The following is a 17,922-nucleotide window of genomic DNA, read 5'->3' as shown; positions in this document are numbered from 1 at the left end:
CTTCAGCGAGCGGCCATTGACATTTTTTGCGCAAAGGCGGTGACTTCACTGCTTCATCGCAATGGAGGCGGAAATGCGTGCTTTGTGGACTGCACTGGCGTTTGCGTTGCTGACCCTGTTTTCCTCCGGCGCTTGCCAGGCGCTGGAGCGCTGGGAAACCCTGCCCGAGCCGGCGCCCATGCCGCCGGCCAACGAAAGCGGCTTTGCAAAGGTCAACGGCATCGAGATGTATTATGCCGTCTATGGCTCCGGCGACCCGATCCTGCTGATCCATGGCGGGCTCGGCAACGCCGACATCTGGGCAAGCCAAGTGGCCACGCTGTCGAAGACGCACAAGGTGATCGTTGCCGACAGCCGCGGCCACGGCCGCTCGACCCGTAATGACCAGCCCTTCGGCTACGACCTGATGGCATCCGACTATCTGGCCCTTCTCGACCACCTCAAGATCGACAAGACGGCGCTTGTGGGCTGGAGCGATGGCGGCATCATCGGCCTTGACATCGCCATGAACCATCCCGAGCGGCTAACCAGGCTCTATGCGCAAGCCGCAAACGTGACCACCGATGGCGTCGATCCCGGCGTGCTCACCAACAAGACCTTTGCCGCCTATATCGACCGCTCGGGCAAGGATTATGCCCGCCTCTCCAGGACCCCACATGAATACGACGCCTTCTTGGAGCAGATAAGCCACATGTGGGCGAGCCAGCCGGCCTGGACCAAGGAGCAACTGGAGAAGATCACCGTACCGACGGCAATCGTGGCCGGCGACCATGACGAGGCGATTAAGCGCGAGCACACCGAGTACATGGCCTCGGCGATTCCCGGCGCGAAGCTGATCATCCTTCCCGATGTCAGTCACTTCGCCATGCTGCAGGACCCGGACGGCTACAGCAAATCGGTGCTCGACTTCATCGACGGCAAGTAACGACCCGCCAATCGCTGCGGATGTCAGCAACCGCGCCTGCCCACCGGGCCCCGTCTATTGCCGGGGCTTGCAATCTCGCCCGGCATGTTTACCAGTGTCGGCCGAGGCGGACGTGGCGAAATGGTATACGCAGCAGACTTAAAATCTGCCGGCCTCTGGCCTTGCGGGTTCGAGTCCCGCCGTCCGCACCAGTAAAACGGAACGATTGAAGCAGGCAGCCGTTCTCCAGCCCTGTGGTGGAGTAGCGTGTCATGAGTGCCGTGCGGTCCCTGTGGAAGGGCTTTCTTCGTCTTGGCAATGTCAGCTGCGGCGTGAGGCTGACGGGTGCCTGGACCGAGGCGGAAACGATCCATTTCAGGATCCTGAACCGAAAGACCCGGCAGCCGGTCAAAGCCGCCTATGTCGACGAAGTGACCCAAAAGACCGTCGAGCCCGACGACCAGGTCAAGGGCTACGAGGTCGACAAGAACGAATATCTGCTGCTCGAACCCGAGGAAATCGCGGCCCTCAAGCCGCTTTCCCAACACGTGATGACCATTGACGGCTTCGTCGACCGAACCGAAGTCGACCCGCTCTACTACGAAAAGCCCTATTACCTCTCGCCGGCCGACAAGCCTTCCACGGATCCGTTCAGCCTGCTTCGGGACGCGATGGTCAAGACGAACAAGGTCGCGCTCGCCACGGTCGTGCTGTGGCAACGCGAGCGGCACGTTCTGCTGGAGCCGCTGGGCAAGGGCATCCTGCTGACGATCCTGCGCGACGCCAGGGAGGTCGTGCCAGCATCGAAGGTCTTCGGGGAGCTTGAAGACGTGAAGATCGACCCGGACATGACCGAGATCGCCAGTCTGCTCATCGACAAGAAGGCGACCCACTTCGACCCATCAAAGTTCGAGGACGAGTACGAGGACGCGCTGCGGAAACTTGTCGAGTCGAAACGCACAGGCAAGGCGATGCCGAAGCCCGCCCCGCGCCCGAAGGAGAGCGTGAAGGACCTGGCCGGTCTGCTGCGCCGGAGCCTGGAGCAGGAAGGTATAATCCGCCCGAACGGAAAGAAGCGAAAGAGCTGAACCGTTCGGCTTTCGCCGACGCGCAAACATGAGGGCCCGCCGCATGTGTCCAGGTGGCGGGCTCCGGTGTCTTGGCTGCCCCTAGCAAGTCTGGGCAGGTAGCGCGCGGGATCCGGCGCGATCAGTAGTATCCCGGATAGCAGGTCCCGTAGACGTTAGCGTAATAGGGGTCGCAGACAGGATACCACGGGCCGAATCCGAAGAAGGCGCCGCCACCGTTAAAGAAGCCATCGTTGCGGAAGTGGCGGCCATGATCAAAGCGGCCATCATGGAAGCCGCCCATGCCATGGAAACCACCCATGCCGTGGAAGTTGCCACCCATGCCTCCGCCCATGCCGTGGCCACCCATGCCGTGGCCGCCGCCCATACCGCCGCCGCCGCCATGGCCACCGCCACCGCCACCGCCGTGAACGAACTGAAGGCCGCTTGCGCCGTCGGATGGCCTTTGTATCAGCAGGGCCGTGTCAAGACCGCCCTGGCTCGGCCCAGCCATCGGGGCGATATCGGGAACCATGACCCCGGCGAAAGCGGAAGTGCCGCAGAGCGTGCCAATGCCGAGCAATGCCGAGCATGCGAGTGTCGAGAGATAGCGTCTCATTGTCTTCTCCAAGGGAAACTGTCCGTGGAGCTCAATGCCTGCGATGATCGTGGGGGGATGGGCCTCTAAGCGATTATCGTGCGGGCTGGCCCTTTTCGGACGTCCAGAAAAAACGCGACCCAAACAAAAAGGTTCCGCTCGCACCTCCCCGGCCTGGAGGCCTAGACCAGCAGATCGTCCAGCCTGATCGGCAGGTCTCGTATCCGAATTCCGGTGGCATGATAGACGGCGCTCGCTATGGCCGCTGCCGTACCGACGTTGCCAAGTTCGCCCAAACCCTTGACTCCTGCCGGATTTACGTCCGGATCGAACTCCGGAACCAGGATGACTTCGACCTCGCCGATGTCGGCGTTGACCGGCACAAGGTAGTCCTGCAGATCCTTGTTCACATATCTGGCATTGCGGGGATCAAGTTCGGTTTGCTCGTGAAGCGCCGATGCTATGCCCCATATCATACCGCCCATCAGCTGGCTCCGGGCGGTCCGCGTATTCATGATGCGCCCGGCAGCAAAGGCCCCCGACTATGCGCGGGGTCCGTATCTCGCGCGTCCGGCTGTGAATGCGAACTTCGATGAACTCGGCTCCGAAAGCGTATTTGACAGCGTCATCGCGGTCGCCCCCGCGGAACTCGGGGCGCCCCGCATATAGCTTTTTGAGCGCTTGCGGCGACGCACCTTTTGGAGCGAACTCAGCATACTCTTCGATGACCTGGGTCTGCAGGATTGCAAAGGCGTCGGCCAGATCGACCGTTCTCCCGTCCTCGGCGATCACTTTCCCGTGGGCGAGCTCCAGCTCGCTGTTGTGGGCTGCCGCAAGGGGCGCCCCCTCGCCGGTCACTGCCGAAAACAGCCGGGATCGAATGGCCTCACAGCCCTTCATGACGGCGGAGCAAACGCTCGCAGTCGAGTTGGATCCACCTGATACGGGCGCCGGTGGCAAGGCGCTGTCGCCCATCTCGACGGTAACCTTGGCCATATCGACCCCCAGCCTCTCGGCGGCCATCTGGCCGGCGACGGTGCGGATACCCGTGCCGATTTCATGCGAGCCGCATTGCACCCGCACATTGCCTTCCGCGGTCAGCTGAACCCGCGCCGCGCAAGGAGCGACGTTCGTCGGATAGACGGCCGTCGCGCATCCCATGCCGATCAGCCAGTCCCCGTCGCGCATGGAGCCTATCGCGCGGTCGCGGTCGGACCAGCCGAAGGCCTTGGCCGCTTCATCGTAGCACTTGAGGAGCGAGCGGCTCGAGAACGGCTTGCCGCCGATCGGCTCCCTGACCGGCTCGTTGATCCGGCGGAATTCAACCGGATCCATGCCAAGTGCGACGGCCATTTCGTCCATCGCGTTTTCCAGCGCGTAGACGTAAGGCGTCTCGGGCGGCGAGCGCATGTAGCCCGGCGTGTTACGGTCGGCGTGAACCAGGGACACGTGAGTCGCGACCGAGCCATATGCATACATCCGGCCGGTCGCTGTCGTGCCGCCCACGACATAGGGATCGGGTCGGGAAGTGACCTCCCAGCCCTCATGCCCGAACGCCGTGATATGGCCTTCCCTGTCGGCTCCGATCCTGACGCGGTGCCTGGTCTCGGCGCGATATGTCTGGGTCCCGTAGGCCTGCATTCTGGTGACCACGCAACGCACCGGGCGGCCCAGGCGCCGCGCGGCGACGGCAACAATTGCAGTTCTCGCCGTCATCGGCCCTTTAGAACCGAATGCGCCCCCGACAAAGGGGCTCACGATACGCACCCTGGAGGGGCTGATGCCGAGTTGGCGTGCAAGCTCCGATTTCCATCCGGTCACGTTCTGGGTGGGCTCGTAAACCGTCAGTTGGTCGCCACTCCAGGCGGCGGTGGTGGAAAAGAGCTCGATCGGGTTGTGGTGCTGCGTGGGGGTGGAATAGCGCTCATCAATCTTGACCGGAGCGGCGGCGAACGCAGCGGCGAAGTCGCCGGCGTGGACATCTTCGCCGAAAAATGGTGTCGCGCCGGCCGCGGGCGTCGTTTCCGTGTCTGGCGAGTCGAAGCCGGCGCTCGGCCGCTCCTTGTCGTACTCGGCACGGACGAGCATGGCTGCTTCCCTGGCCGACTCGAAGGTTTCGGCGACGACCAGCGCTATGATCTGTCCGTCATGGAATATCCGATCGCTGTGGAGCGGTCCGATCGAACTTGCCGCGCTTCCGAATTTCGGCGGCTCCACGCCGGCCATGTCGCCATGGCTGAAAATGCCGAGAACGCCGGGCACCCGGGCGGCGTCGCTTGTGTGCAGCGCAGCTATGGCACCCTTGGCGATGGTGCTGGTGACCAGCACGCCAAAGGCGACATCGGCCAGTGGAATATCGGCCGGATAAGACGCCCGGCCCGTAACCTTGAGTACCGCGTCGATGCGCGGTACAGGCGTCCCCATGTTTTCCTTGGGCGCGGGCGCTTCCTTGCTCATGTCGAAATCCTCATGTCGCGCGCCTCAAGCAGAGCTCGCACGAGGGTTCGCTTGCCCAGCGGCACCTTGAAGGCGTTCCCACCGCGTGGCCTGGAACCGGCAAACGCTGCCTCGGCTGCTGCGTGGGCGGCATCTTCGTCCAGTCGGCGGCCTCGCAAGGCGTCCTCCGCTTGCCGGGCGCGCCACGGAATGGTTGCCACCCCACCGAGCGCTATGCGGCTTTCTTGAACCGTGTCTTGCGACAGCTGCAGCGCGACGGCAGCAGACGCGAGTGCAAAGGCATAGGACTCGCGGTCGCGAACCTTCAGGTATCGCGATCGTTGCGTCCAGGGTCCGGCCGGAACAGAGATGCCGGTTATGATCTCGTCCGGCGCGAGGTTGGTCTCAATGTCTGGAGTGTCGGCGGGGAGCCGATGCAGACGAGAAAAGCTGAGCTGCCTCGTGCCACCGGGGCCCTCGATCTCCACGGTCGCGCCAAGCGCGATCAGAGCCTGCGCAAAATCTCCGTGGTAGGTGGCGATGCAGTGCTCGCTTGTGCCGAGCACTGCATGTTGCCGGTTTATGCCTTCCATGGCTGCGCAACCCGATCCGGGGCTGCGCCTGTTACATGGCCACGAAATATCCCGGAAATACTCGCATCGAGGGCGCTGGAGGATGTTACCCGCCAGTGTGGCCGCGTTGCGTATCTGTCCGCTCGCGGCGAATTTGAGACTCTCCGCGATCACGGGATAATGCCGCTTCACTGTCTCGTCATCAGCGGCTTCGCTCATGCGGACCAGGGCGCCGAAGCGTATGCCTTCGTCCGAGACGTCGATGCGCCTCAGCGCGGGATCGGAAAGTCCGTTCAGCTCGATCAAAAGCTCCGGTGCCGCCACGCCGAGCTTCATGTAGTCGGCCAGGTTCGTAGCGCCGGCGATGAATTGGGCGCGGGATCGTGTCGGCGGCGTCTCGGCGTCGCTCAGTTCCGCCGCCATCTCTATCGCCTCGGCGACACTTTCGGGCTTGCTGTAGCTGAAGGGCCGCATCTAGGCCCCCTTCGTCTCGTCTCGCGCCTGGAGAATGGCGGCCACGATGTTCGGGTAGGCCGCGCATCGGCAGAGATTTCCGCTCATGTATTCTCTTATGTCCGCTTCAGATGCGGCGTGTCCCTCGCGCACGCATCCAATGGCTGACATGATCTGCCCCGGCGTGCAGTAGCCGCATTGGAACGCATCGCAATCCACGAAGGCCTGCTGCATGGGATGAAGCGGACCGCCCTCTTTGGCTAATCCCTCGATCGTCGTGACCTGGCGTCCGCTGGCCATGACCGCAAATGTCAGGCAGGAAAGTACACGCATTCCGTCCATCAGGACGGTGCAGGCGCCGCACTGGCCGTGGTCGCAGCCCTTCTTGGTTCCTGTCAGCCCGACGTGGTCCCGGAGCGCGTCGAGAAGCGTTGTCCTGAGGTCGAGAGCCAGGTCGTGGCGCTGACCGTTTATGGTCAGGCTGACCGGCCCTGAATGGCGAGGTGATTGTTCCGGCGGGGAGCCTGCGGCACGCGTGGCCAGCAACGGTATGGAGGCCGCAGCGGTAGCCGTTCCGACCATGAAGTTGCGCCGGCTCAAGCCGGTTTTCGAAGGACGGTTCGGCATCAAGCTCCCCAGAATTCCGCAGCGATGGGGCGTAATCGCTCCACGCGGTCGTGGTTCCATCACTTGTGAAAGAAGTCTCGGGAGCGGCGGAGGCTGGGCTGCCACGTTCTTGGGTGCTTCTGGCCCCCAAGTGTCTTCAGCGGGGCACGAAGTATTCGACCCCTATCCAAACCACTCCTGCCAGCACCAACGCGACGAGGAGAATGACCAAAACGTGGACACCACGTCGGGCCTGCTTTGCCTTATTGGCGGGTATCTTTTCCATCGTTTACTCGGGCTCCCGACTGCTCTCCTGCCCGGGACACAGCCTTTCTCAGACGTCCCGCACCCGGTCACTCAACTCACCCAGCGGCGCCTGGTTCCGTTTTCCTCCTGCGTAACGGTCTCCGCCGCTCCTCCCCAGTCGCGGAACTCTAATCCGGAACCGTTGTTCTAATTCAGTAGACTCCGGAACAGGGTTCCGACCCGTTCAGAACGCCAACACAAGGAGATCGCCGTGGAAACCGCTTCCGATCCTCGCCACCATGTCCAGAAGATGCAAAAGGCGCTTGAGGAACTGAAAGACCATCTTCGCGAAGACATACAGAAGATCAATGAGCCGCAACTGAAGGCAATGTTCGAAACCTCGGCCGAAGTGCTTGGCGGGCTGGCCAAGGCATTTCGCGATTATCAGGAAAAGAACGAAAAAGCCTGGCGCTAGCGACCGGCGCCCTCGCCCATCATGGTCTTTGCCGGCTGGCGCGCCTCGTTGGCATCCGCAGCGGGCAAACACTGGCGAAACCAGTCTATGGTTCGGGCCAAACCCTCGGACAATTGAACCCGAGGCGACCATCGCAGAATCTCCCTGGCGAGGCGGATATCCGGCCGCCTGTGTTTCGGATCGTCGATCGGCAGCGGCCTGTTCACCTTCCGAACCTGATGGGGGATCAGCCGTATGATCTCGTCCGCGAGCTCACAAACCGTATACTCCTGAGGGTTCCCGAGATTGATGGCGGTCTGCGGGTTGGGCTCCACATTTGCCAGCCGCCTGAGGCCGTCCACAAGGTCGGCCACATAGCAGAAGGACCGCGTCTGGCATCCCTCGCCATAGATTGTTATCGGCCGCGCGGAGAGCGCCTGAACGATGAAGTTGGACACCACGCGCCCGTCGTCAGGCCGCATATAGGGGCCGTAGGTATTGAATATCCTTGCGACCCGCGCATCTGCCCTGCCGGCGCGTAAATAGTCGAAACACAGCGCCTCCGCCGCCCGTTTGCCTTCGTCGTAGCAAGCACGCGGACCCGTGCAGTTTACGAGGCCACGGTATGTCTCCTGCTGCGGGTGCTGTTCGGGATCTCCGTAAATCTCGCTGGTCGATGCCTGGACCAGCACGGCGCCGTGCTCTTGGGCGAGATCGAGAAGGTTCTTCGTTCCCAACACATTCGTCATCATCGTGTGAACCGGATCTGCCTGGTAGGCCGGCGGCGAGGCCGCGCAGGCAAGATTGTAGATCGCGGCCAGCTTGCGATCGATAACGAGCGGATGGCATATGTCGTGGACAATCGAGGTGAACTTGGCGTGTTGCGACAGACGTGAAACCGATGCGACGGTGCCGGTCACGAAATCATCGACGCAAAATACCTCGTGACCTTCCCGGAGCAGCGTTTCGCAAAGATTGGTGCCGATGAAACCGGCGCCCCCTGCCACCAATATTGAACTACCAGGCTGTTGCGACCGGATTCGCTGCATTTGGCCCTCCCGTTCGGACTTGGCCTGCGCTGCGTGGTTCGATGGATAGCAGATCGTCGAGCAACTGCCGGGCTCGCCTTTCAGCGGTGTGGCCTCGCATGACCCTTGCGCCTGCTTCTGCAGCTATACTCGCGCGCTCGCGCTCGGAAACACTGTCGAGAGCCGCCACCACATCGGCCGTGGAGCGCGCTACTATCACCGCGACGCCGATCGGCAATAGCTCGTCCAACCCGTGCCAGTAGTCGGAAATGATCGGCGTTTCACATGCGGCCGCCTCGAATATGCGCACGCTCGGCGACCAGCCCGCCTGCACCATGTCCTGCCGGGTAATGTTCAGCGTAAAGCGCTGGCGACTGTAGAACGACGCGTGCTTCTCGGGCGGCAGATGTTCTATGCGGTCGACGTTTGGCGGCCACTTTATGCCGGGCGGATATCGTGATCCCGCCACCACGAAAAGCCTGTTCGGCATCGCTCTTGCGACGTTCAGGAGCAGGCTTTCCAGCTTCTCCTGCCGGTCGTCGCTATAGGTGCCGAGATAGCCGAGATCCCATTGGATGGGTTCAGCCGTGTTGCGATACCGGGATGGATCGACCGAACAGTAGAGCTCGACGACGCGAGCCGCGCCCAACTCTTCCAGATGTCTCAAGGTGGGACCGCCAGTGAACGAAAAACAGATGTCGAAGAGCGGCAACTGCCTGAGAGCTACATATTGCTCTGCGCCCGCATCCCGACCTGCAAGCCTCGCCAGGGTCACCGGCGTATCGATATCATAGTAGCAGAAACGCTTTGGCCGAAGCTGCGCCACCAGGTCGATGACGTTCACTCCGTCGGGGACGAAAGATCCGACGATCACAGCATCGGAAGTTGCGATCAGGTTTCCGTAGCGGCTGCGAAGTTCTTCCACGTCTTCGTAAAAGGCGAGATCACAGAAGTCGGGAGCCGGGAGATCGCGGTGCGCCTCGTACCATGGGGTATTCCGCTCCAGGAAGGACACGCGCTGCCCGATGGCTCGCAGCCCCCTTATCAGGCTGCGATAGGTGGTCGCGTGGCCGTTTCCCCATGAGGAGGAAAGCGAAAGCCCTAGAACGACTATGTGAAGACCTCCGGCGTTCATTCTGCGGCCTCTATGGAACGACGCTGCAACTGTGCTCGGAGCAGCTTGTCGACCTCGGCGGCGCGAAGCTCGTATGTATGCTCGCGCAGCACACGCTCGCGCGCGGCTTCACCGATCTCCCGGGCCCTTTCGTCGCTCAACCCCGACAATACATCGGCAACGTCCTTGCCGTCTCGGGCGACCAGGACCTCGCAGTTCTCGCGGAGGAATAGGTCCAGGCCTTCCCACGCGTCGGTGATGATGCACGCGCCGGCTCCTGCCGCTTCGAAAACGCGGGTCGCCGGCGAAAAGCCCGTCTCGGCCATGCTGTCGCGGCTGATGTTGAGCACGGCCTTGGGGGTTGAATTGAACGCGTTGTGGTCGCGCGTGGACACATGGCCGATGTTGCGGACATTGTCGGGCATCGGCTTTTCCGACCAGCCGGCCCCGCCGATCAGGAACGCAGCTTGCGGCAACAGGCCAGCCGGGCGGAGAAAGAATTCCTCGACGCGGCGTTCCCTGTCGGGAAGGCGATTGCCGAGGAAGGCCAGCTCCGCCGCGAAAAACGGATCCTCGGCAACCCGATGATGCGTTGTGGCGTCCAACGCGTTGTAGATGGGCACGCAAGCGCTCGCACCGAGTGCGCGATAGGCCTTCACAACCGGCTCTCCGCCGCCGTAGGTGAGCACCAGATCGAGCGTCCGCAGCGCCCGACGCAATGGGTGGTCCGGACCGCTGCGCAATTGCGCAAGCGTCGCCGGTGCATCTACGTCCCAGTAGATTTTCAATGCCGATGGGCGCGCTGCTGCGAACACCCGCTCCATGAGGGCATCGTCTTCGAACCCCACGCCGCTTGCCTTGATCACGACATCGAAATGGGCGGCACGAACCGCCACCATCGCCAGCCCTGCCAGCGTTCCATCGTAGACCACAACCTCGCACCAGTCCGGAGGGTCGATGTCGCGGTTCTGCTGACGATCGTAGACGTCGGGTTCGAAGAAAGTGATTTCGTAGCCGCGGGCCGCCAGTGCGCGCAGCAGCCCGCGATAGTAGGTCGCCGCGCCATTCCAGTAGGACGAAAGCAGGCTTGAACCGTAGAACGCAATGTTCATCCCGCAGCCTCCCTTGACCGGGCGTGATCGGACGGGCGATAGGCGCCGACTTCATCCAGTATGGACAAGAGCTCCGACACCCTGTGCCGGCACGTGTGCCGCTTCCTGACGGTTTCGAGGCCAGCGGCAGAGAGTTCGGCTGAAAAGTCCACATCACTCAGCACTTGCGTCAAAAGACCGGCCATCTCCTGGCCATTTCGGGCCACAAGAAAATCGCGACCGGCACGAAACAGGCCTTCGTCGTCGCTCCACGGCGATGAAACGAGCGGTATTCCGCATGCCAACGCTTCAAAGACGCGTATCGTCGGGATCCCTGGCAGCGAATTCACATATGGGCGCCGGGGCACGTGAACCGTCACCCTGTGCTGTGCGAATTCTCGTGGAACGTCCGCATTGGCAATCCAGCCGCGATAGTGGAGCCCGCTTCTTTCGAGCTTGGCGATGGCGGAGGGCGGGTAACGCACGCCATACACGTTTCCGTTCAGGGAAAGCCGCCGAACCGGCTCGATCAGAAAGGTTTCAAGTTCCTCCGTTCGCTCTTCGTCGCCCCAGTTGCCGATCCACACCAGCCTGCCCGGCGGATCGGTTCCTTCAAGAGGGCGGAATAGCCGATCATCCGCCGCCTCATGCCAGGTGAACGCGCGGCGCCCCCAGCCGGCGCGATCGTAGCGCTCCCGCAAGGTTGCGCCAAAGGCAAGGACGCAGTCGAAGTCATCGAGGGGAAAACTGGCGATATCCTGCGCCGCGGAGACGGCGCGGTGGTGGGTGTCGTGGAAAAGAAGAGTGAACCTGCCGCCCAGGCGGCGGACGCGGCCGATGCGTTCCACCAGCGAGGGTTCGTTCCATTCGTGGACGAGAACGACGTCGGCTTCGGCGATCAGCTCTTCATGGGCAAAATCGTCGTCGTAGATGATCGTCCGCAGTTCGGGGAAATCCCTGCGGAAGCGATCTATTGCAGCTCGGCCGCACTGGGCGATCAGGTTGAGCCGGCTCCATGATGCCTCGGGTTCGAGCGCAAGCGCCTCATGGCCTCTGGCGATGAGCTCACGCATGATGCCGCGCAGGAAATGCGCGTTGCCATGGTTCCAGTCGGAAATCAGCGACTGCGTGTAGAACAGAAACCTCATTGCTGCACCATGGTGGTCAGCCTGCGATCTGCGGCCGCTGACGATGCGGCCGAATAGACCTTCAACATGCTCGCGACCTGCCGTTCAGGCGACAGCGACTGCGCTTTCTCGTGAGCTCGTTGAACGAGCCGCCGTCTCAACCGCGGCTCTGAGATGAGCCGATTGATGGCCTGCGCAAATGCGCCGGGACAATCCGGCTGCGCAAACAACGCAGCTCCTTCCCAGAGTTCGCGATAGGTTGGAATGTCGGAAAGCACCAGGGCCGCTCTCGAATGCGCGGCCTCCAGCGCCGCCAGCCCAAAAGGCTCGTAGAGGGACGGCGACACGAAAATTCCGGCCGCAGACATCAGTTCGCGCAGATGCGCGTAAGGCAGTTCCCCCAACTGTTCCGCATGGGAGGCTGTGAAGGTATCGCCACTGGGCGAGACAGTTGCACCCGCCATTTTCACTGGCCACGCCGTGCCGATTGCCGCTTCATCAATGGCGCGGCCATTCTTGCCTTTGTCCCACCAGCGGCCGACCGCCAGGACGAAAGGCTTCTTCGCCGCATCTTGCGGCACGGGCCGCACCGCGTTTGGCACGACATGGAGATTGGGGATGGTTCCGTAGCGGGCCTGCAAGTTGGCGGCATGGCTTTCGCTAGGTGTGACCACCGCATCCGCGAGAGAGAGCCCCTCGCGGTTGATCTTTCCATGCCAAGCGAGGTGGTCCGGCACAGGCGATCGAAGCACGCAGTCGTGCCAACTCGGCAGGCATGAATGGGATACGGTAACCACCGGTCGCCTGCATCTCAGCCGCCATGCTTGAGACGGCGCATTCAGGTGCAGAAGATCGACGCTCTCGGTGCTGGCCAGAGCCTCTAGCGCGTCGGAAAGAGGCAGGAGGTCGTGCTCGGTTTGGGCAGTCCAGTCGAGCGGCTCATCCAGACAGATGATCTTGCCGATACGGCGGGCTTCCTCCATCTGCCCCCATGAAGGGCCCGGGCCAAGGCAAACCAGCACCGTTTCGACACCGGCGCGCTTGAGGCCTTGCGCCATGTCCAGACCGTAGCGCCACACCCCGCCTACGGCATCGATCGTCATCAGTATCTTCTGCGGCGTTCTCAAGTGCTGGAGCATGTTTCCTCCAGCACGGCCAGAGGCAGCGGTGCCTGGTCCTGCAGGTCGCTGAAATTCTTGAAAGACGCCAGGTAATGTTCATGCGCCCGTTCCCAAGCGCGCTCATCGGGCTCACCCCAGAGCTTCCGGTATTCCGGCGAGCTGGGATAGGGATAAAGCGGAACCGGCTCATTGGCCCATATGCCGCTGCTGATGAGCCGCTGGCGCCAGTAGGCGATCATTTCCGGGCTGTCGGAGGGGACGCCGATCAGATTTGCCTGCACGAAAGGCACATGCCGGCGCGCAGTGATCAAAAGCTGCACCAGCTCTTCAGTGTCGAGCCGGCAGCGCTTCGCGAGCATCTCGCGACCTTCGACAGTGAGGCTTTCCAATCCCGCTTCGATGGAAACGCATCCGGCCTCACCCAGAAGCGCGAGCAGCTCGGGCTTCCACAGATCTATGCGCGTCTGAACGCCGAACCGCACGTCGCGATCGGCGAGCGCCTCCAGCAGCGCCTTCTGCGGGAGGAAAATCTCGTCAATGAAGTAGATATAACCAACACCCTGGTCGATCAGGCGGTCTATTTCGGACAGCAGCAGCTCAAGCCTGCGGCGCCTGTAGCCGTCGCGAAAGTCGATCTTTGCGCAGAAGCTGCAGTTATAGGGGCAGCCGCGAGACGCTTCGACCTCGGCACCCGGGACCGCCGGGTTCTTTTCATCGAAGCGATGATGGTGATGGCGATGCGCGCCTATCCACTCATCCGGCCATTCTAGCGGAGGATGGTCGACGAATTGGCTGGCGTGATTTGTCCCGTTGAGGACGAGTTCACCACCCTCGAGGCGCGCGGTGGAGCTCACGGACGACCAGTCGGCGCCAGAAGCCAGCGACAGGATGATCTCCTCGCACTCGCCGCGGATGACGATTTCAGTGCCAAGCTTGCGCAGCGTCGCCTTGGGAGTCGCAGAGGCATGGGGACCCACAGCCACTGTCCTTCCTTCAAAGCCGCTGGCTGCAAGGGCGTTCAGAAAATCAGCCGGGATTCGCAATTCCGGCGGAGCGCATCGCCAGAACAAATAGGTGGGGGCCGTGGTTACCACGACGAAATCCGGGTAAAAGTCCGCCGTCGCTTTCGCGAGTTCTGCATTACCGAGCTGCTGCAGCTGCCCGTCAAGCAAGCAAACCTGATGGCCGTCGCGTTGCAGCATCGCGGCGGCATAACCAAGCTCAAGGGGAAGATGCTCGTGGCGGCAGCCGAAATAAATGCTGCCTTCATAACTCCAGCAGGGGTTCACGAGCGCGACTTTCATGCCGTCACCTTTTTCAGGCGTCTCGACAAGCCGGCGGGGACGCGGTGCGCCGAAAGCCATTGTGTGAGTTGCCGGACCCCTTCCCTCCACCCGACCTTGGCTTCCCAACCCACTGCTGCCTGCAGCTTTCGCGTATCCGCCACGAAATAGAGCTGGTCGCCCCGTCTCTGTTCACTGTATCGAACCTCGGCCTCGACCCCGGTCATCGAAGCCAGTTCCTGCAGCAGGAGATTGAGGCTGATCGCATTTTCCGGGCCGCCGCCAAGATTGAAGGCCTGCCCCTCAAGGCGATCGATGGCATCCAGAACCGCCCTGTAGGCGCTGACCGCATCGCCGACATAGAGGATGTCGCGCACCTGCTCGCCATCGCCGAAGATGACCACCGGTTCTCCGCTCAACACGCGCAGGATGAAATGAGCCACCCATCCCTGATCCTCGGTTCCGAACTGTCGAGGACCGAATATGCAGCTCATACGCAGGACGGCGGTCGGGATCTCGTATGACTTTGCGAAGTCCAGCACATACTGATCGGCAACCCCCTTCGAGCAACCATAAGGGCTGCAAAAGCTCAGCCCGGCTGCCTCATCGATGCCCCTGCTCCGTATGAACGCGTCGCGTGGCACGTAGCCGCCCGGCGATCGCATGAGCTCAAGATCGGAGAGATCTCCATATACCTTGTTGGTGCTGGCAAAGATGACGGGAATGCGCCGCCCGCCGCACCTCACGATATCAAGCACATTCAGCGTGCCCAGCGCATTGACCATGAAATCATCAAGCGGGGCTTTCAGGCTTGTCGTGACGGCGGTTTGTGCCGCCAGATGGAAGACCGCGTCAGCCTCTTCGAAGGCAGGCGCGATTGCCGCGCGATCGCGAACATCTGCCTGCTGGAACTTGACCCTGTCGGGAAAATGATCCTTCAGCCAGGCCAGGTTCTCTGCAATGCCCGGGCGGCTCAGATTGTCCACTATCACCACGGTTCGCCCCTCGCACAGGAAGCTGTATGCGAGATTGGACCCGATGAACCCGCTTCCGCCGGTAATGAGAACAGTGGAGATCCGGCGGGAAAGCACAGAAGCCTTCGGCGGGGTGGGCCTCATGAGATCAGCCCCCTTGAACTGAGCTGCTGTCTCATCTCGGAACTGCTGTCATTGGCTTCCGAGGCAGAAAGCCAATTAACCAGTTCTTCGAGCGAGTCTTCCAGTTTCTGGCGGGGTTCGTAGCCGAGGACATTCCGCGCGCGGCCGATATCGGCGAAACAGTGCCTTATGTCGCCGGCCCTGGCCCTGCCGAGGATTTCGGGTTCAAGAGAGTTCTTGCCCATGGCCCCGGCCAAAAGCATCGCCACGTCACGGATTGTATAGGCGCGTCCGCTTCCGATGTTGAAGGTCTGCCCCGCCGCAGTGGGGCGCTCCAACGCGAGCCTGAAGGCGCGTGCGACATCCCTGACATGCACGAAATCGCGGCGCTGCAGACCGTCTTCGAATATCGTCGGGGCATAGCCATTGATGAGGCGCGCGCCGAAATTGGCGAGAACACCAGTGTAGGGATTGGATAGCGCCTGGCCGGGTCCGAACACATTGAACAGCCTCAGCGCGACTGCGCCGATCCCATAGGTCCGGCCAAAGATCAGGACCGCCTGCTCCTGCATGTATTTGGTGAGGGCATAAATGGAGGCCAGATCGACGGCCTTGCCCTCATCGGTCGGCACCGGCCTCAGTGGCTGCCCGTCGCTGCCGATGGGGTCCCAGAGGCCAATCCCAATTCTCTGTTGCGATCGCCTGGCATTGATCTGGGTGCCGGCACTGTCCCTGTACGAGCCTTCGCCATAGACGCTCATCGAAGAGGCCACGACGATCCTTTGCACAGAGCCTTCGATCAAGGCCTCGAGCAGCACGGCCGTGCCGAGATCATTCGTGCCCACATAGCGCGCGATCTCGTACATGGATTGGCCGACGCCCACCTCGGCGGCGAGATGAATTACGGCGTCCTGACCGCTCACTGCCCGGCGCACCGCGTCTTCATCGCGGATGTCGGCCTTGAGGGTTTCCGTTTGCTGGTCTTCGGGCTGATCGCCATGCACCTGTTCGATGAGATTGTCCAAAACGAGAACTTCGTATCCGGCGGATAGAAGCTCCCGGACGACGTGGCGTCCGATGAAGCCGCTCCCACCCGTGACCAGAACCTTTTTCACTGTCTCGCCTGCCGCTCTTGATATGGGCCGCTCTTGATATGGGATCGTCCCCCCAACACATGAGCAGCTTCTTTGTTCCCGGGAAGCTTTGTTGAAGCTCGGACGGAACAGACGCGCCCTCCGGAAGTTAGACTGCCGTTTTTTGCCGGCTGCGAGCTGTTGGGATGGGAAATGCCATGAGACTCACGATGATCGGCGGCGGCTATGTGGGGCTTACTGCGAGTGCATGCTTTGCCGAACTGGGGCACTCGGTCACGTGCGTCGACCTCGATAAACGCAAGCTGGAGACCTTGCGGCAGGGACGGCTGCCGATATTCGAACCCGGCCTGCACGAACTGATTTCCCGCAACATCGAGCTTGGGCAACTCGACTTTTCCGACAGCTATGATGGGATCGATCGCGCCGACGCGGTTTTCATCACCGTGGGCACACCCTCCCACTCCAACGGGAATATCAACCACGGTTTCGTGGAGAACGCGGCGAGACAGCTTGCACGGCAACTCAAGCCCGGCGCCGTCGTGGTCATCAAATCCACCGTAGACATCGGCACCTGCCGCCGCGTCCAGAAAATCATAGCCAAGACACGCGCGCGCCTCGACTTCTCGGTAGGCTCAAATCCGGAATTCCTGCGTGAAGGCACCGCAGTCGAAGACTTTTTTCGGCCGGACCGGATCATCGTCGGAGCCGACGACCCGAGAGCGGCGGCCTGCTTGCGCAATCTCTACGAACCCTTGACCGTCCGGGGCGTTCCGCTGGTGGAAACCAGCACGGTCAACGCCGAGCTCGTCAAGTTTGCGTCCAATGCATTCCTCGCGTTGAAAATCGGCTTCATCAACGACGTGGCCAATCTCTGCGAGCAACTCGGCGCAGAAGTGGAGACTGTGGCTCATGCGCTCGGTCTGGACAGCCGCATCGGCGCTCGCTTTCTCGCTCCGGGACCTGGATTTGGCGGCTCCTGCTTTCCGAAGGACACAAGAGCCTTCGCAGCCATCGGCAGGAAGAATGCCGCGCCCCAAGCCCTCGTCGAGACGCTCATTCAACGAAACGAGCACCGGAAGGTGATGCTTGCCGAGCGGGTGTTTTCTGAGATCGAACATCATGGCCCGGGCACCTGCGTCGCGGTCCTGGGGCTGGCCTTCAAGGCAAACACAGACGATGTACGCGAAGCGCCGGCACTGACCATCATCCCCATTCTGCAGAGCGCAGGCATCAGGATACGAGCCCATGACCCGAAGGCCATTGGCTCGGCCCGATCATGCTTGCCAGGCGTCCGCTTTTTCGACACGCCCTATTCGGCGGTACATGGAGCCGATCTTGCCCTGGTTCTAACCGAATGGGAGGATTACAGAGGTCTCGACCTGAAGCGCGTGGCGCAGCTTATGCGCGGCGCGACATTGATGGACTATCGAAACCTGTTTTCTCCGCCCGATGTAGCACGCGCTGGCTTGAAATATGTATGCCTCGGGCGGGCCCCCATCCACGGCTCGGTGAACGGCTTTCGCCCAAAGAAATCCGGTGCCATTCCTGCTTTGGACCGGCTTTCCCCTATTGGCCCCGCGGACGAAACGGTTCAACCACCAACCACCTGATCTACGTTCGTCTCGGAATCG

15 protein-coding genes, 1 tRNA gene and 1 pseudogene are annotated in these 17,922 nt (G+C 61.8%); 5 read left to right on the top strand and 12 right to left on the bottom strand.

From position 1 onward, the window contains the following. The first annotated feature begins 73 nt into the window (after window positions 1–73). The 3 genes from ABLE86_RS13030 (at window position 74) to ABLE86_RS13020 (ending at window position 1,992) form a co-directional block, all read left to right on the top strand. Window positions 74–925, top strand: a complete 852-nt coding sequence (locus ABLE86_RS13030) for an alpha/beta fold hydrolase (protein ID WP_348779387.1) — start codon at window positions 74–76, stop codon at window positions 923–925. Between the two features lie 106 nt (window positions 926–1,031). Then, window positions 1,032–1,116: transfer RNA gene (locus ABLE86_RS13025), tRNA-Leu, on the top strand. 60 nt (window positions 1,117–1,176) lie between these two features. Beyond that, a complete protein-coding gene (locus ABLE86_RS13020) occupies window positions 1,177–1,992 on the top strand; it encodes a Ku protein (RefSeq protein ID WP_348779386.1) in 816 nt (271 codons plus the stop codon). Window positions 1,993–2,113: 121 nt separating this feature from the next. On the opposite strand, the gene ABLE86_RS13015 is transcribed toward ABLE86_RS13020, so the two are convergent. The 4 genes and pseudogenes from ABLE86_RS13015 to ABLE86_RS13000 all read right to left on the bottom strand — a co-directional run bounded on the left by ABLE86_RS13015 (window position 2,114) and on the right by ABLE86_RS13000 (window position 6,657). After that, a complete protein-coding gene (locus tag ABLE86_RS13015) occupies window positions 2,114–2,590 on the bottom strand; it encodes a hypothetical protein (RefSeq protein WP_348779385.1) in 477 nt (158 codons plus the stop codon). Window positions 2,591–2,751: 161 nt separating this feature from the next. Beyond that, window positions 2,752–5,026: pseudogene (locus ABLE86_RS13010) on the bottom strand (xanthine dehydrogenase family protein molybdopterin-binding subunit). Further along, the gene (locus tag ABLE86_RS13005) at window positions 5,023–6,051 is read right to left on the bottom strand and encodes a xanthine dehydrogenase family protein subunit M (protein WP_348779384.1); all 1,029 of its coding nucleotides are present in this window, start codon (window positions 6,049–6,051) and stop codon (window positions 5,023–5,025) included. Before ABLE86_RS13005 ends, ABLE86_RS13010 begins: the two are co-directional and overlap by 4 nt. Then, window positions 6,052–6,657, bottom strand: coding sequence for a (2Fe-2S)-binding protein (locus ABLE86_RS13000; RefSeq protein ID WP_348779383.1), 606 nt, complete (start codon window positions 6,655–6,657; stop codon window positions 6,052–6,054). 496 nt (window positions 6,658–7,153) lie between these two features. Between ABLE86_RS13000 and ABLE86_RS12995 the strand changes: the two genes are divergently transcribed. Then, window positions 7,154–7,357, top strand: coding sequence for a hypothetical protein (locus ABLE86_RS12995; protein WP_348779382.1), 204 nt, complete (start codon window positions 7,154–7,156; stop codon window positions 7,355–7,357). Here the strand turns inward: ABLE86_RS12995 and ABLE86_RS12990 are convergent. The 8 genes from ABLE86_RS12990 to ABLE86_RS12955 are packed head-to-tail and all read right to left on the bottom strand — an operon-like array spanning window position 7,354 to window position 16,312. Then, a complete protein-coding gene (locus ABLE86_RS12990) occupies window positions 7,354–8,385 on the bottom strand; it encodes a UDP-glucuronic acid decarboxylase family protein (protein WP_348779381.1) in 1,032 nt (343 codons plus the stop codon). The two genes, ABLE86_RS12995 and ABLE86_RS12990, sit on opposite strands and share 4 nt — an antisense overlap. Further along, window positions 8,354–9,499 carry a glycosyltransferase gene (locus tag ABLE86_RS12985; RefSeq protein WP_348779380.1) on the bottom strand — a complete coding sequence of 382 codons (1,146 nt, stop codon included), beginning with the start codon at window positions 9,497–9,499 and terminating at the stop codon, window positions 8,354–8,356. Before ABLE86_RS12985 ends, ABLE86_RS12990 begins: the two co-directional genes overlap by 32 nt. Continuing rightward, window positions 9,496–10,590, bottom strand: a complete 1,095-nt coding sequence (locus ABLE86_RS12980; RefSeq protein WP_348779379.1) for a glycosyltransferase — start codon at window positions 10,588–10,590, stop codon at window positions 9,496–9,498. Before ABLE86_RS12980 ends, ABLE86_RS12985 begins: the two co-directional genes overlap by 4 nt. Continuing rightward, a complete protein-coding gene (locus ABLE86_RS12975; RefSeq protein WP_348779378.1) occupies window positions 10,587–11,717 on the bottom strand; it encodes a glycosyltransferase in 1,131 nt (376 codons plus the stop codon). The genes ABLE86_RS12980 and ABLE86_RS12975 overlap by 4 nt, the downstream gene beginning before the upstream one ends. Then, window positions 11,714–12,799 carry a glycosyltransferase family 4 protein gene (locus ABLE86_RS12970; RefSeq protein WP_348779377.1) on the bottom strand — a complete coding sequence of 362 codons (1,086 nt, stop codon included), beginning with the start codon at window positions 12,797–12,799 and terminating at the stop codon, window positions 11,714–11,716. The genes ABLE86_RS12975 and ABLE86_RS12970 overlap by 4 nt, the downstream gene beginning before the upstream one ends. A gap of 20 nt (window positions 12,800–12,819) precedes the next feature. After that, window positions 12,820–14,121 carry a TIGR04295 family B12-binding domain-containing radical SAM protein gene (locus tag ABLE86_RS12965; protein ID WP_348779376.1) on the bottom strand — a complete coding sequence of 434 codons (1,302 nt, stop codon included), beginning with the start codon at window positions 14,119–14,121 and terminating at the stop codon, window positions 12,820–12,822. Next, window positions 14,118–15,218 carry an SDR family NAD(P)-dependent oxidoreductase gene (locus ABLE86_RS12960; RefSeq protein ID WP_348779375.1) on the bottom strand — a complete coding sequence of 367 codons (1,101 nt, stop codon included), beginning with the start codon at window positions 15,216–15,218 and terminating at the stop codon, window positions 14,118–14,120. The genes ABLE86_RS12965 and ABLE86_RS12960 overlap by 4 nt, the downstream gene beginning before the upstream one ends. Next, the gene (locus tag ABLE86_RS12955) at window positions 15,215–16,312 is read right to left on the bottom strand and encodes an SDR family NAD(P)-dependent oxidoreductase (RefSeq protein ID WP_348779374.1); all 1,098 of its coding nucleotides are present in this window, start codon (window positions 16,310–16,312) and stop codon (window positions 15,215–15,217) included. Before ABLE86_RS12955 ends, ABLE86_RS12960 begins: the two co-directional genes overlap by 4 nt. A gap of 176 nt (window positions 16,313–16,488) precedes the next feature. Between ABLE86_RS12955 and ABLE86_RS12950 the strand changes: the two genes are divergently transcribed. Then, a complete protein-coding gene (locus ABLE86_RS12950) occupies window positions 16,489–17,901 on the top strand; it encodes a UDP-glucose/GDP-mannose dehydrogenase family protein (RefSeq protein WP_348779373.1) in 1,413 nt (470 codons plus the stop codon). The last annotated feature ends 21 nt before the right edge of the window (window positions 17,902–17,922 follow it).

The sequence above is a fragment of the Mesorhizobium sp. KR2-14 genome (assembly GCF_040049255.1).
GTDB lineage: Bacteria > Pseudomonadota > Alphaproteobacteria > Rhizobiales > Rhizobiaceae > Pseudaminobacter.
Note: the sequence above shows the minus strand (reverse complement) of the source record. Positions and strands in the feature narration are given on the sequence as shown.

What these genes read in the sequence shown, in the direction of transcription:
- ABLE86_RS12980 (WP_348779379.1), bottom strand. Translation starts at nt 10,590, where the DNA reads ATGAACATTGCGTTCTACGGTTCAAGCCTGCTTTCGTCCTACTGGAAT.
- ABLE86_RS12970 (WP_348779377.1), bottom strand. Translation starts at nt 12,799, where the DNA reads ATGACGATCGATGCCGTAGGCGGGGTGTGGCGCTACGGTCTGGACATG.
- ABLE86_RS13000 (WP_348779383.1), bottom strand. Translation starts at nt 6,657, where the DNA reads ATGCCGAACCGTCCTTCGAAAACCGGCTTGAGCCGGCGCAACTTCATG.
- ABLE86_RS13005 (WP_348779384.1), bottom strand. Translation starts at nt 6,051, where the DNA reads ATGCGGCCCTTCAGCTACAGCAAGCCCGAAAGTGTCGCCGAGGCGATA.
- ABLE86_RS12965 (WP_348779376.1), bottom strand. Translation starts at nt 14,121, where the DNA reads ATGAAAGTCGCGCTCGTGAACCCCTGCTGGAGTTATGAAGGCAGCATT.
- ABLE86_RS12990 (WP_348779381.1), bottom strand. Translation starts at nt 8,385, where the DNA reads ATGCAGCGAATCCGGTCGCAACAGCCTGGTAGTTCAATATTGGTGGCA.
- ABLE86_RS12950 (WP_348779373.1), top strand. Translation starts at nt 16,489, where the DNA reads ATGAGACTCACGATGATCGGCGGCGGCTATGTGGGGCTTACTGCGAGT.
- ABLE86_RS12960 (WP_348779375.1), bottom strand. Translation starts at nt 15,218, where the DNA reads ATGAGGCCCACCCCGCCGAAGGCTTCTGTGCTTTCCCGCCGGATCTCC.
- ABLE86_RS12985 (WP_348779380.1), bottom strand. Translation starts at nt 9,499, where the DNA reads ATGAACGCCGGAGGTCTTCACATAGTCGTTCTAGGGCTTTCGCTTTCC.
- ABLE86_RS12975 (WP_348779378.1), bottom strand. Translation starts at nt 11,717, where the DNA reads ATGAGGTTTCTGTTCTACACGCAGTCGCTGATTTCCGACTGGAACCAT.
- ABLE86_RS13030 (WP_348779387.1), top strand. Translation starts at nt 74, where the DNA reads ATGCGTGCTTTGTGGACTGCACTGGCGTTTGCGTTGCTGACCCTGTTT.
- ABLE86_RS13020 (WP_348779386.1), top strand. Translation starts at nt 1,177, where the DNA reads ATGAGTGCCGTGCGGTCCCTGTGGAAGGGCTTTCTTCGTCTTGGCAAT.
- ABLE86_RS13015 (WP_348779385.1), bottom strand. Translation starts at nt 2,590, where the DNA reads ATGAGACGCTATCTCTCGACACTCGCATGCTCGGCATTGCTCGGCATT.